The 12,161-nt window shown below is 73.1% G+C and carries 11 protein-coding genes; 5 read left to right on the top strand and 6 right to left on the bottom strand.

Annotated features, from left to right (window positions below; all coding sequences use genetic code 11):
• The first annotated feature begins 36 nt into the window (after positions 1 to 36).
• The gene (locus tag ACFVZH_RS21275; RefSeq protein WP_384899102.1) at positions 37 to 396 is read left to right on the top strand and encodes an ArsR/SmtB family transcription factor; all 360 of its coding nucleotides are present in this window, start codon (positions 37 to 39) and stop codon (positions 394 to 396) included.
• A gap of 96 nt (positions 397 to 492) precedes the next feature.
• Positions 493 to 2,979 (top strand): tetratricopeptide repeat protein, encoded by a 2,487-nt coding sequence (locus ACFVZH_RS21270; protein WP_384899100.1) that lies wholly within the window; start codon positions 493 to 495, stop codon positions 2,977 to 2,979.
• A gap of 85 nt (positions 2,980 to 3,064) precedes the next feature.
• Here the strand turns inward: ACFVZH_RS21270 and ACFVZH_RS21265 are convergent, their stop codons facing one another.
• Positions 3,065 to 3,466, bottom strand: coding sequence for a DUF6479 family protein (locus tag ACFVZH_RS21265; protein ID WP_384899099.1), 402 nt, complete (start codon positions 3,464 to 3,466; stop codon positions 3,065 to 3,067).
• A 322-nt stretch (positions 3,467 to 3,788) separates the two neighbouring features.
• Between ACFVZH_RS21265 and ACFVZH_RS21260 the strand changes: the two genes are divergently transcribed.
• On the top strand, positions 3,789 to 4,454 hold the full coding sequence (locus ACFVZH_RS21260) for an SDR family NAD(P)-dependent oxidoreductase (protein WP_384899097.1): 666 nt from the start codon (positions 3,789 to 3,791) through the stop codon (positions 4,452 to 4,454).
• A 138-nt stretch (positions 4,455 to 4,592) separates the two neighbouring features.
• Here the strand turns inward: ACFVZH_RS21260 and ACFVZH_RS21255 are convergent, their stop codons facing one another.
• Positions 4,593 to 6,599, bottom strand: a complete 2,007-nt coding sequence (locus ACFVZH_RS21255) for an ATP-binding protein (protein WP_384899095.1) — start codon at positions 6,597 to 6,599, stop codon at positions 4,593 to 4,595.
• Between the two features lie 143 nt (positions 6,600 to 6,742).
• Here ACFVZH_RS21255 and ACFVZH_RS21250 point away from each other — a divergent pair, with 143 nt between their 5' ends.
• Entirely contained in the window at positions 6,743 to 7,369 is a 627-nt protein-coding gene (locus ACFVZH_RS21250) for a hypothetical protein (protein ID WP_384899093.1), read from the top strand.
• A 459-nt stretch (positions 7,370 to 7,828) separates the two neighbouring features.
• Positions 7,829 to 8,287: a group II truncated hemoglobin gene (locus tag ACFVZH_RS21245; RefSeq protein WP_384899091.1), complete on the top strand. Its 459-nt coding sequence runs from the start codon at positions 7,829 to 7,831 to the stop codon at positions 8,285 to 8,287.
• A gap of 161 nt (positions 8,288 to 8,448) precedes the next feature.
• Here the strand turns inward: ACFVZH_RS21245 and ACFVZH_RS21240 are convergent, their stop codons facing one another.
• The 4 genes from ACFVZH_RS21240 to ACFVZH_RS21225 all read right to left on the bottom strand — a co-directional run bounded on the left by ACFVZH_RS21240 (position 8,449) and on the right by ACFVZH_RS21225 (position 12,067).
• Positions 8,449 to 9,186, bottom strand: coding sequence for an alpha/beta hydrolase (locus ACFVZH_RS21240; protein ID WP_384899089.1), 738 nt, complete (start codon positions 9,184 to 9,186; stop codon positions 8,449 to 8,451).
• 251 nt (positions 9,187 to 9,437) lie between these two features.
• On the bottom strand, positions 9,438 to 10,205 hold the full coding sequence (locus tag ACFVZH_RS21235; RefSeq protein ID WP_384899087.1) for an SDR family NAD(P)-dependent oxidoreductase: 768 nt from the start codon (positions 10,203 to 10,205) through the stop codon (positions 9,438 to 9,440).
• Positions 10,206 to 10,511: 306 nt separating this feature from the next.
• Complete coding sequence (locus tag ACFVZH_RS21230; RefSeq protein ID WP_384899086.1) at positions 10,512 to 11,471, bottom strand: NAD-dependent epimerase/dehydratase family protein; 960 nt, start codon at positions 11,469 to 11,471, stop codon at positions 10,512 to 10,514.
• The gene (locus ACFVZH_RS21225; RefSeq protein ID WP_384899084.1) at positions 11,468 to 12,067 is read right to left on the bottom strand and encodes a hypothetical protein; all 600 of its coding nucleotides are present in this window, start codon (positions 12,065 to 12,067) and stop codon (positions 11,468 to 11,470) included. The genes ACFVZH_RS21230 and ACFVZH_RS21225 overlap by 4 nt, the downstream gene beginning before the upstream one ends.
• Positions 12,068 to 12,161 lie beyond the last annotated feature (94 nt).

The following is a 12,161-nucleotide window of genomic DNA, read 5'->3' as shown; positions in this document are numbered from 1 at the left end:
CTTGGAATCGTCGTACCCGGGTGGGAGTGTTGTCGCATGCAGGTGCCGCTGTACCAGGCCAAGGCGGAGTTCTTCCGCATGCTCGGACACCCCGCCCGGATCCGCGTACTCGAACTGCTGCAGAACGGCCCGGTACCCGTACGCGAACTCCTGAACGAGATCGACATCGAACCGTCCAACCTGTCCCAGCAGCTGGCGGTACTCCGCCGGTCCGGCATCGTCGTATCCGTCCGTGACGGCTCCACCGTCAGCTACGCCCTCGCCGGCGGTGACGTGGCGGACCTCCTTCGCGCCGCTCGACGCATCCTCACCGAACTCCTCGTCGGGCAGAGCGAGTTGCTCGAAGAGCTTCGGCACACCGACGCCACGGTGCAAGCGAGTCCGCCCGCACGATGACGGGACCGGCCGACAACGAGCCGTGACCGCCACGCACACCGCCCGGCCGCGAAGGACACCTGCCGGAGCTGCCGGACCGCTGCCAGACTGAACCCCATGGCCGCTGCCCCGAACGCCCCGAGACCGTCGATGCGCGAGCTGATCCAGCGCCGCAGGCGGGCCGGATTCCTGGGGCGCGGCGCCGAACTCGACGCGTACCGCTGGAATTTCGCCCTGGGGACCGAGGACCCGGCGTACCGCTTCCTCTTCCACGTCCGCGGCAACGCCGGCATCGGCAAGTCGTCCCTGGTCCACGAGCTGGAGCGGATCGCCCGCGAGCATGGTGCGGCGACCGCCCGCACGGACGACTCGCTGGTCGGCGCCGTGGAGGTCATGGCAGCGGTCAGCGCCCAATTCGGCCACCTCGGGCACCCGTTGAAGGCGGTCGATCGGCTGCTCCAGACCTACCGGCAGCGCCGGCACGAGGCCGAGTCCGCCCTCGGCGCCCCCGGCGCCGACCCGGCGGACCCGGGCGCGCCGTCCCCGGCCGCCCGCGCCACCGCCCAGGCGGCGCTCACCGGTCTGGGCATGCTGCCGGTCGTCGGGGCGTTCGCCGGCGCGCTCGACCCCGGCCAGGTCGCGGAGGGCGCCGACCGGGTGCGGACCGTGCTCAGCGCCCGGCTGCGCAGCCATGACGACGTCCAGCTGGTACTCGATCCGCTGTCGGTCCTCACCCCGGTGTTCGTGACCGAGGTGGGCCGGATCGCGGCAGAGGTGCCCTGGGTGGCGCTGTTCCTCGACACGTACGAACGGACAGCGCCGTTCCTGGACCGCTGGCTGCGCGACCTGCTGGCCGGCGAGAGGTACGGGGCGCTGCCCGGAAACGTCGTCGTGACCCTCGCGGGCCAGCGTTCCCTCGATCCCGCGTACTGGGCCGACTGGGCCGACCTCGTCGTCGACCTGCCGCTGGCCCCGTTCTCCGAGGCCGAGACCCGCAGTTTCCTCAGCGGGCGCGGAGTGCTCGCGGAGTCGGTGGTGCAGGACGTACTGCGACTCTCCCGCGGCCTGCCCGTCCTGGTGTCCACCCTGGCGGAGAGCGCCGTGCAGGCCGGTGCCGTCGACGACCCGAGCACGACGGCGGTCGAGCGCTTCCTGAGATGGGAGGGCGATCCGGTGCGCCGGGCGGCCGCCCTCGCCGGGGCGCTGCCGCGCCACCTGGACGAGGACGTCTTCCGGGCGGTCGCCGACGAGCCGGGCACGGACCTCTTCGGCTGGCTGCGTGCCCTGCCGTTCGTGGACGTCCGCGGCGACCGGGCGCAGTACCACGAGGTCGTACGGGCCCCGATGCTGCGGCTGCAGCGGACCACCTCCGGGGAACGCTGGCGGGCCGCGCACGAACGGCTCGCCCAGTGCTACACGGGCCGTCGCGAGACCGAGAGCAGGGGCCTCGGCCGACACCTGCGCTGGGGCGAGGAGCGCTGGCGGGCGGCGCGCCTGGAGGAGGCGTACCACCTGCTGTGCGCGAACCCCCGCGAGGCGCTGCCCGGGGTGCTGCGCGACGGCATCGACGCCTGCGACGAGGGACCCGAGGTGGCCCGCCGCTGGGCGGGCACCGTCCGGGCGGCCGGCGAGGACGGCGACGCGGCCGTGCTCCGTGAGTGGGGGACCGGGCTGCTCGACGCGCTGCGCGACGAGGAGCGCGGCACGATCGTGGTGCTCGGCATGCTGCTCGGCCAGGCCGGACTCACCGGCTTCGAGCGGACCAGGGCGCTGTCGGTCCGAGGACAGGCGCTCCGCAGACGCCGGGAGTACACGGAGGCGTTCGCCGATTTCGACCGGGCGATCGAACTGACGCCGCGCGCGCCCCGGCCGTACACGGGACGGGCGGTGACCCATCGCGATCTGGGTGACTTCGACAGGGCCCTGGAGGACCACGACCGGGCCTGCGCCCTGGCACCCGACGGGGAGCGCGCCCTCGGACACCGCGGTGAGACGTACCGCCTGGCGGGCCGGCTCGACGAGGCCCTCGCGGACTTCGACGCGGCCCTCGGCATCGCCCCCACGACGACCTGGACGCTCGCGAGCCGCGCGGACGTCCTCCGCCGGCTCGGCCGCCCGCGGGAGGCGCTGGCCGATCTCGACCGGGCGCTGGCCCTGGAGCCGGAGTACGTCTGGGCTCTGGTGCGGCGCTCGCGTCTCCGGCGCGCACTGGGCGACGCCGACGGCGGACTTGCCGACCTGGACCGGGCCCAGGACCTCTCCCCGGACGATCCATGGCTGGTGGGCGAACGGGGCGAGACACTGCGAGAGCGGGGGCGGCACGCGGAGGCCGTCACCCAGTACGACCGCGCCCTGGAACTCGACCCCGACTACACCTGGGCGCTCGGCAGCCGCGCCCTCGCCCACCACGCCCTGGGCCGCAGCGACCTGGCGCTCGCGGACCTGGACCGAGCCCTCGCCATGGATCCGGAATACGCCTGGGCCAGGGCACGGCGGGCCGAGATCGTGGCGGCGGCCACCGGGCCGGTCGGGGGACCCGCCCTGCCCGGGAATCCTGCCGACGCCGACGGGGAGGCCCCCGGTGAACCACGGTCGAGGGCATGATGCGGGATCGGATCTCGGCCCGGATCGCCCGTGGCCTCGACCGGCGCTCGGCCTCCTTCATGACCCTCACCTGAGGCGGTGGGGGTCAGTCGCCGTGTCCGGTGCCTCCGCTTCCGAAGCCTCCGCTGGAAATGCCTCCCCACTTGCGGCGTTCCTCGCTCGGCGGGTCGGGGGACGTCTCCGTGCCTGCCGTACCGGCTCCCTTCAGCTGGTGGGGCGTGAGCCGGTGGGCCCCGTCCGTGCGGGGGACCTCGGCGGGACGCCGGTACTCCGACATCTCACCCGGTAGGCGGTCGGTCTCGGGCCGGTGCGGCTGGGACTCCGGGGTGGGCGGTGGCGACTCCCTGTCCCTGATCCTCATCCCGAGGACGAACGCGCCGATGATGACGCCGACGAGGACGAGTCCTCCGAGGACCTGTGCGAGACCTGTCTGCCAGACCCCGGCCGTCTCGGTCAGAGCGCCTGCTGCGATTGCGTAGGTGTTCAAGGGTCACCCCTGCTTCGGCACGGGAGGATCGGGGCCCTGAGGTGTGTGACCTGCACGTTCCCGACGCCTCGACACTGGTCAGGCTCCTGTGAGGTGCCTTTCGTGCCGTACTTCTCCTCGATGTCATCCTGCGGATGCACCACGGCGCCGCCGTCCGGCCCGGCGCCTCCGTCCGGCCGCCGGGCCCGGAGCCTCCGTCCGGCCCGGCGGGCAGCCCGCGCGCGCCGCATGGGGCCGATGCCACGCATCCCTGACGGCTCTCCCGGAGGAAGGGCCTGTATCAGGAGGCGATCCGCATCAGCCTGACGAGGAGGTTCCGCAGATGACCGGAGCGAGGGTGCTCGTCGTGGGAGCGACGGGGATGATCGGGGGCCTGGCCGCGCGGATGCTGGCCGGGCGGGGGGTCTCCGTGGCCCTCGCGGGGCGCGACGAGGAACGGCTGGCGGCGCGGTCACGGCTGCTGGGCGACCGACCGTACCGTCCATTCGACGCCTACGACCTCGACGGATGTGCCGCACTGGCGCCCTGGGCCGCGCTGGCCCTCGGAGGGCTGGACACGGCCGTCGTCGCCATCGGCGTCGCGGGGTTCGGCCGGGCCGAGCACGTCACCGAGGCGGCCGCGGAGCACCTCATGACCGTCAACGCCCTGGCGCCCATGGCCGTCGTACGCGGAGCGCTCCCGGTCCTGGAGCCCGCGGGAGGGGTCGTGGTCGTCACCGGAGTCATCGTCGACAACCCCCTGCTGGAGACAGCCGATTACGCGGCGTCCAAGACGGCGCTCGCCGCCTGGCTCGGTGTGGTGCAGCGAGAACAGCGCAGACGAGGGATCCGCGTCGTGGACGTGCGGATGCCGCACCTCGTCGGTGGATTCGCCGACCGGTCGGTGACCGGCAGCCCGCCGAGGATGCCGCCCGGTGCCGATCCGGCCCGGGCCGTGGAGGAGTACGTGGTCGGGCCGATCACCTCTGCCGCAGCTCAGGGTTCCTGAGGGACCGGTGCCCTGGATCGGAGGTGAGGTCCCGGCGGCGGCCTTATACGGACCGCCGCTGGGGAGGAAGCCTCCGCGGAGCCTCAGTCCCCCGACGGGGACGAAGGGGAGCGCCCGCAGGCCACTGCTCGCTACTGTTCACCCCGCCAGCATCGTGTCCAGCGTCATGAACGGGTCCGTGAGCCGGGCCAGACCGTATGCCCTGTCGTACGCGCCGTCGCCGATCTGCAGGCGCGCCGACCGCTCGGCGTGCTGCCGCAGGGGCCGCAGTTCGGGAGTGCCCCGCTGGGGGTGTCCGACCATCTCCCAGAAGACCTGGCCCGCCCCGTACGCGACCGCCGCCTCCTCGCCCCGTTCCAGCGATGCCAGGGCGACCGCCAGCAGATCGAGTCCCAGGCCGAGCCCGAAGGCGTCGCCGATCCGGCGTTTGTCGCGCAGCATCGCCCTGGAGTGCGAGGCGGCGTCGTCCGCCCGTGCCTCGTGCAGCGCTATCACGGCCAGCTGGTACTCGGTGTACGAGCGCGTCCAGTGTTCTCCCGCCGAGACCGAGTCGCTCCGCAGCGCCTCGGCTTCCTCACGTCCCCTTCGCAGGGCGCCGGAGGCCGTCAGCGCGAAGACGCGCACGAGCCTGCACCGCGCCGCCGCGGGCGCCGCGCAGCCCCGCCTCGCCAGTGCGCGGTCGGCGACCGCCAGCGCGCCCAGGGGCTCGCCGCGCAGCAGCATCACCAGCCCGCGCAAGTAGGCGGCGTCCGCGAGCAGGGTCGTGTCCGCCGCCCTGATCGCCTCGTCGTCCGCTCTCCCGGCCAGTCGCGCCGCCGTGTCGTAATCGCCCTGAAGGCACCGCACCACTCCGAGCGCCCAGCACAGCTTCGCCAGGACGGCCGGGGGCCCCGCGACCAGCCGCAGGCACTCCTCCAGATAGTGCGACGCCTCGTGCAGATGGCCGGAACACGCCCAGAAGAAGCCCACAGCGCCGGCCAGTTCCGCGGCCTTCCGCGGATCGGTCGCCAGCAGGTGTTCCAGCGCCGCGCACAGGTCGCCGTAGCAGGCGGTCAGTTTCGCGAACGTCGTCGACTGCTCCGGTCCCCACCAGGACCTCTCGGCGGCCAGGGCCAGTTCATGGAAGTACAGGGCGTGACGGTCGGCCGTCGTACGTGTCTCACCGAGCTCCGCCAGCCACAGAGCCCCGTACTCGCGCACGGTGTCGTAGGCGTGCAGCCGGCCGTCGGACAGAGTGACGACGCTCTTGCGGGCCAGCCCTTCGAGCGCTTCGGCCAGCGCCGTGTCGGTCAGGGGGCCGCCGCGGCAGACCCGTGACACGTCGTCCACCGTGGCACCCGAACGGAACACCGACAGCCGCGCCCACAGGAGGCGTTCGCGGGGCTCGCACAGCTCGTGGCTCCATCCGATGGTGGTCCGCAGCGCACGGTGACGCGACGGCTGGACCCGGCTCTCCGGGCTTCCGTCGAGTGCGAGCCTGTCGCGCAGAAGCGTGGCCATGGAGCCCACCGACTGCCCGGGCAGTCGCGCGGCGGCCAACTCCAGCGCCAGTGGCACACCCTCCAGCCGGTGGCACACCTCGGCGGCGGCGACGAAGTCCTCGGGCCGCGTCCACCGCACCCCCGCGGATGCCGCGCGCGCGACGAAGAGCTCCATCGCATCGGAGTCGGGCGGAAGCGGCCCGACGCGCAGCAGGGCCTCACCGTCCAGACCGAGCGGCTCGCGGCTGGTCGCGAGCACCACGAGTCCGGGGCAGCGCACCAGGAGCGGCCGCACCAACGCGGCGCAAGCCTCGACGAGGTGCTCGCACGAGTCCAGGACCAGCAAGGTGCGGCGGGTACCGATCCAGCCGGCCAGCGTCTCCACCGGACCGTGCGGCGAGTGGTCCGACAGACCACAGGCGTCGGCGATCAGCGCGGTCAGCAGCGACGGGTTGCTCAACGACCACAGGGGAGCCCAGTGCACGCTGTCGAACGTGTCCGGCCCGCGTTCCTCGGCGACCCGTGCGGCGAGCCGGGACTTGCCGATCCCGCCCATCCCCGTCAGCGTCACCAGCCGCTCCGTGCCCAACAGGGAAACAAGTTCCCCGACGGCCCGCTCCCGCCCCACGAACGGCCCGCTCCCCGGTGGCGCCCAACTCTCCATCTGCGCATTCTGCGGTAGATCCACGAGGCGCCCGGCCGCAGGCAATCAGGATGCGTTCTTTTCGGCCTGTTCTGTTCCCGCAGGCCGGTCCCAGGGGCATCGCTGTCCCTCTCGGGATCACCCGCCCGCGTTACTCTGCCCGTGTGATCGGTACGGATGGGACGCGGGGTCTTCCCGACTGGCGGGTGCTCGTCGTCGGGGGTGCGTCGGGCATGGGGAAGACGGGCGTCGCCCGGGCACTGGCACGGCGGTACGACGTCCCCGTCGTGGAGGTCGACGACATCGTGGAGGCCCTCCTCGCGGTGACACGACCCGAGCACCTGCCGGAGGTCCACATCTGGCGCACTCACCCGGAGGCCGCCCGCCAGGCGCCCGAGTCGGTCGTCGAGCGGCAGATCGCGATCGCCCGGTCGCTGGCGCCGGCGATCGAGGCGGTGGTGGCCAACCACGTGGACACCGACACTCCGGTGATCCTGGAAGGGGACTACGTCCTGCCCGTACCGACGACGCCCGGGGGCTTGGTCCGTTCCGTCTTCCTCCACGAGGACGACGAGGCACAGGTGGCGGCCAACTACCTGCGCCGGGAGCCGGAGGCCGGACCGCAGCCCCACCGCGCACGTGTCAGCGTGCTGTACGGCCGCCGGCTCGCCGAGCGGGCGCGGTCGGCCGGCGTGCCGGTCGTCGCCCCGCGTCCGTGGGACGACCTGGTCGCCCGTGTCGCCGAAGCGGTGGGGGACGCGGGTCGCTGCCGTCTGTCGCTGCGCGATTGAGGACGGGTCATGACGAGGGCCCGCAGGGGCCGCCCCCGGCGAACTCTCGGGCGCGCCTGAAGCCTCCCGTGGGGAGCCGGGAGGCGGGCGCGGCCCCGCCCTCGCGGGCGCGGGAGGGCAGGGCCGGCGGGCTGTCCCGCGGGGGTGGGGCGGGGAGCCGCATGCCGCTCACCCTGCCATCGCTCCGCACGGCTACGCCAGAGGTGTGCACGAACCGGCCGCTGGCATATGCGGGCCGGTTCGGCGGCGCCAGGCGAGCTGCCGGTCGCCGCCGGAGCCGATGGCAGGACACGGCGGCCGAGTCGGCGTGAGTGCACACCGTCCTTCACCCGTGGCACCGGACGGATCGGGTCTGGCTCCCGCCCGCGGCGACCCGCCCCGCCGAGAGCGAACATCCTTGGATTCGCGCCATGTTGCGTGAAAGCTGGCAGGACACATCCCGGATTCCGGAGGCCATCCATGAGCGCCGAGCACACCGACACCCTGTACGAGGCGGTGGGCGGCGCCGACGCGCTGCGCCGGCTCTCCGAGACGTTCTACGAGGCGGTCCTGGCCGACCCCCTCCTCGCACCCGTCTTCGCCGACTTCACGGCCACGCACGTGGAACACGTGGCCGTGTGGCTGGCGGAGGTCTTCTCCGGACCGGCCGGGTTCACCGCGGAACACGGCGGGCACCAGGCCCTCCTCCGCGCCCATCTCGGGCTGGGCATCACAGAGGAACAGCGGCTGCGCTGGATGGAGCTGATGACGGCCGCCGTGGACAAGGAGCTGCCGGACGACGCCCTCCTGCGTCGCCGGGTGGTGGAGTACTTCGACTGGGGCACGCGGATCGCCAAGGACGTCTCGGCCTCGGCCCCGGGCACCGACCTCGGCGAGCCCGGCCCCACCCCACGCTGGGGCTGGGACGGTCTCGCCTGACCCGCCACCGACCCGGCCGGGCCCTGGCCCCGGCCTGGCCCTGGCCCCGGCCGGGTCGGAGGGGCCCGCACCGCCGGGAGCCGGGACGTGCCCTCGACGAGCAGCGTCCCGGCCCACACGGCTTACTGCCTACCGTCTCCTGCCGGCCTGACGGACCGGCCTTACCGCAGGTGCCGGGCGAAGAACCGGGCCCCGGCGTCGAGCTCGTACTGCGGGACGCCGGCGTGCCCGCCGAGATTGGCGTGCAGGGTCTTCTCCTTGGAGCCGAAGGCGTCGAACAGGTCGAGGGCCGCCTGCCGGTCGTTCCCTTCGTCGTCCCACTGCAACAGGACGTGCAGAGGAATGGTGACCTGCCGGGCCTCCTCGAACATGGCGGCGGGCACGAGACTCCCGGCGAAGAGACCGGCGGCCACGACGCGCGGCTCGACCCTCGCGAGGCGGACGCCGATGGAGATGATCCCTCCCTCGTACCCGACCGGGCCGTCGACCTCGGGCAGCGACAGGAGGGCGTCCAGGGCCGTCTGCCATTCCGGCACCGACTTCTCGACCAGCGGGAGGACGAGGGCGTCGACGATGTCGTCGCCGACCCGTCCACCGGCCTCCATCGCGCGGCGCAGGTCGGCGCGGGCCTGCTCGGCGGCGGCCCCGCGGGGCCGTTCTCCGCTTCCGGGGAGCTCGATGGTGGCCGCGGCGAAGCCGTACTCCGCCGCGTAGTACTTGGCCCGCCCCACCAGCCGGGGGTACATCCTGCGCAGGCCGAGCGGGGGCGGGCTGATCAGGATCAGCGGCGTCGGTGCGGATGCGGAGACGGGCGTCCACAGGATGCCGGGGATCTCGTCGAGGGTGAATTCGCGCTCGAGGGCCCTGTCGTCGAGACGCTGTTCAGAAGTGAAGTGCACGGTCGTGCCTTTCGGGAGTGCTCTGGAACGGCGCTCCCGGACGACCTATCGCCCGACCGTGACCCCGGAGGGGAGCACCCATGTCGTCACTGCGTTCACGGGTACCACCTCCTCGTTCTCTCGCACGGCCTCCGGAAACGTAGCAGCGGGCGCCATGGTCCGCCAAACGATTTCCTTCGCGGGCTTCGTGGGCTTCGCGGGCCCGCGCCCGGATGCCAAGGAGTCGGAAAGTTCACCCTCGTACGCGGTCGTCAACTCCGCAGATGAGAAGCTCCGTTGAGGTCGAGGATCGTGCCGGAGGACCATTCGGCGGCGGGGGAGGCGAGCCAGAGGACGGCCGCCGCGATCTCCTCGGCCGAGCCCACCCGGCCGAACGGGCTCTGCTCCCGGATGGACGTGCCCTCGGGTCCCTCCAGGCGCGGGGCGACGCGCTCGGTCGCGAAGAAGCCCGGGGCGACCGAGGCGACGGCGATCCCGTAGGGGGCGAGGGAGACCGCGAGCGACTGGCCCAGCGAGTGCACGGCGGCCTTCGTCGCCCCGTACGCCGGGTGGTCGGGCTCGCCCCGGAAGGCGCCCCGGGAGCCGATGTTCACGATCCGGCCCCCGGTGCGCTGCTCGATCATGATCCGGCCGGCGAGGTGGCTCAGGTTCGCCGTGGCGAGCAGATTCACCGCCACGTGCTGCTGCCACACCGCCACCCACTCCTCGTACGGGGTCTCCGCCAGAGGATGGCGGACGTTCACCGCCGCGTTGTTCACCAGTACGTCGATCCCGCCGAGCCCCTCCGCCGCCATGTCCACCACGGCAGACGCCGCCGCCGGGTTCGCGAGGTCGCCTCCGACCAGGACATGACCCGTGCCGGTCAGGGAGCCCAAGGTCACGCGCGCGTCCTCGGTGCGTGAGCCGAAGTGGACCGCGACCCGGTCGCCGTTGGCGGCGAACGCCTGGGCCACCGCGCGCCCGAGGCCGCGCGACGCGCCACTGACGAGGACGCGCCTGCCTGTCGCGGGCAGATTCATGAGGATCCCTTTCGAACGGCTGCGAAGGGGGACGCCGTGACGCCGCTCCCCTCGCCGGGCACTCGGTCGGACGTCCCGTACGGCGGCCGCGATGCAGCTCGGCCGGCCCCGCAGGCCGTCGATCCCGCAAGCGTAGAAGATCCACACCACGTGCTGTGACCTCGGTGGCTACATCCTGACGTTCGCCTGCCGCTCGGGATCTGCCCGGTGGGGGACTTCCCGGCGGGCTACGCCGGAGATGGGCCCCGGAGGATGGCGTACACCGAGGGGAGGAAGCGTGCGGGGCGGGCCCGCTCTCCCTGGGGCTCACTTTCCGAGGGTGCGGTACACCGCGACCGTCCGCTCCAGCGCCTCCTCGACGGGGGTGGCGACGGCGCCCAGCCGGTCCCGGATGAGAGTCGAGTCCACGATGAACGGCTCGGCGAACTCGTACTGCATCTCGATGAGTTCGCGCACCGTGCGGTTGAACGCGCCCATCGCATACAGGGCGAACGTCGGCATTCGGCGCAGCCGGGCGGCTCCGGGACGGCCGGTGGCGCGGTGGGCCAGGTCGACGAGTTCGCGGGTGGTGCGGGTGTGCGGGTCGTTGGGGAGGTGCCAGACGCGGCCCGGGGCGTCGGGATGGCGGCCGAGGAGGGCGAGCGCCTCCCCGATGTCGGGGATGAAGGTGTACGTGTGCGGCTGGTCCGGATCGCCCAGGACGGTGGCGGTACGGCCGGCCAGAAGGGCCGGAAAGACCAGGTCGCCGAGGTTGGACTGGGCGCCGCCGCGTGGCCCGAAGTAGTCGGAGGCGCGGCCGATCGCCACCTCCACGCGTCCGGCCTTGTGCGCGGCGAGCAGGTCCTGGGCCATCCGGCCGCGGAGCCGCCCCTTCCGGGTGGTCGCGGCGTCGGGGGTCTCCTCGGTGAACGGGCGGCCCGCGGGCGCTCCGTAGCTGTAGACGTTGTCCATCGAGACCATGCGGGCACCTGCGGCCTCGGCCGCGGCGAGCACGCCGGTCTGGAGCGCGGGGAACTCCTGCTGCCAGCGGTGGTACGGCGGGTTGAGCGCCTGGTAGACGACTGCGGCGCCGGCCGCGACGGCGGTGGTGAACGCGGGATCGGCCGCGTCGCCGGCCGCCACCTCGACACCGTCGGGGACGTCCGCGCGACCGGACCGGTTGACGACCCGGACGGATTCTCCTCGGCGTACCAACGCCTCGGCGACGGCGGTGCCCACGGCGCCGGAGCCGAAGATCACGTGACGGGGGGTGGTGGTGTGCTTCATGCGTCGACCTCGCGGAGAGAGTCCGAGCCGGTGGTCCGGTCGGTGGTGCTGACGGGCAGGATCCAGTGGAACAAGACGCCGGAGAGGGCGGAGAAGGTGAGAGCGCCGGTGGCGCCGAAGACGGTGTACCGCGCGTCCACCCCGACTCCGGTGAGGGTGGTCACCGTCCAGCCCGCCGCCCACAGGGCCGGCATCGCCAGGGCCCAGAGCCAGGGCAGTCGGGCGGCGCGCGGCAGGGCGCATGCCTGGGCCACGCCGAGCAGGACGCCCTCGACAGCACCCATCAGCGCCAGCGACCCGAGATCCGTCCGGTAGTCGACCAGGGCCGCACCGAGCAGGAGCCCGAGTCCGCCGCCGACCGCGGTGGCCGCCGACCAGCGCGCCGGGTTCAGCCGGCCGGAGGAGACGAGTGCCTGCCCGGCGCCGATCACGGCCCCCGTCACGACCCCGCCCACTAGGGCGCTCATCGCGTCATCGACAGGACCTGCCGCCGCGCGGCCGGCGAGCCCGGCGAGCGGGAACGCCAGGAAACCGGCCGTCCACCGGATCCAGACACGCAGGGCGGGGCGTTCAGGGCCGCTGTTGGGGGCACGCATGGGGACCACCTCCAATTTCTGTACGCTGTGCAATTAATGTACGCCGTGCAAAAATGAGTAGTCAAGGTACGAGCCAGTACAGATGAGGAGTCCC

The sequence above is a fragment of the Streptomyces sp. NPDC059534 genome (genome assembly GCF_042743475.1).
In the GTDB taxonomy this organism is placed as follows: Bacteria; Actinomycetota; Actinomycetes; order Streptomycetales; family Streptomycetaceae; genus Streptomyces.
Note: the sequence above shows the minus strand (reverse complement) of the source record. Positions and strands in the feature narration are given on the sequence as shown.

Excerpts from the sequence above, each read along its gene's own strand:
- ACFVZH_RS21275 (WP_384899102.1), top strand. The coding sequence starts at position 37 with ATGCAGGTGCCGCTGTACCAGGCCAAGGCGGAGTTCTTCCGCATGCTC.
- ACFVZH_RS21270 (WP_384899100.1), top strand. The coding sequence starts at position 493 with ATGGCCGCTGCCCCGAACGCCCCGAGACCGTCGATGCGCGAGCTGATC.
- ACFVZH_RS21260 (WP_384899097.1), top strand. The coding sequence starts at position 3,789 with ATGACCGGAGCGAGGGTGCTCGTCGTGGGAGCGACGGGGATGATCGGG.
- ACFVZH_RS21255 (WP_384899095.1), bottom strand. The coding sequence starts at position 6,599 with ATGGAGAGTTGGGCGCCACCGGGGAGCGGGCCGTTCGTGGGGCGGGAG.
- ACFVZH_RS21245 (WP_384899091.1), top strand. The coding sequence starts at position 7,829 with ATGAGCGCCGAGCACACCGACACCCTGTACGAGGCGGTGGGCGGCGCC.
- ACFVZH_RS21235 (WP_384899087.1), bottom strand. The coding sequence starts at position 10,205 with ATGAATCTGCCCGCGACAGGCAGGCGCGTCCTCGTCAGTGGCGCGTCG.
- ACFVZH_RS21230 (WP_384899086.1), bottom strand. The coding sequence starts at position 11,471 with ATGAAGCACACCACCACCCCCCGTCACGTGATCTTCGGCTCCGGCGCC.
- ACFVZH_RS21225 (WP_384899084.1), bottom strand. The coding sequence starts at position 12,067 with ATGCGTGCCCCCAACAGCGGCCCTGAACGCCCCGCCCTGCGTGTCTGG.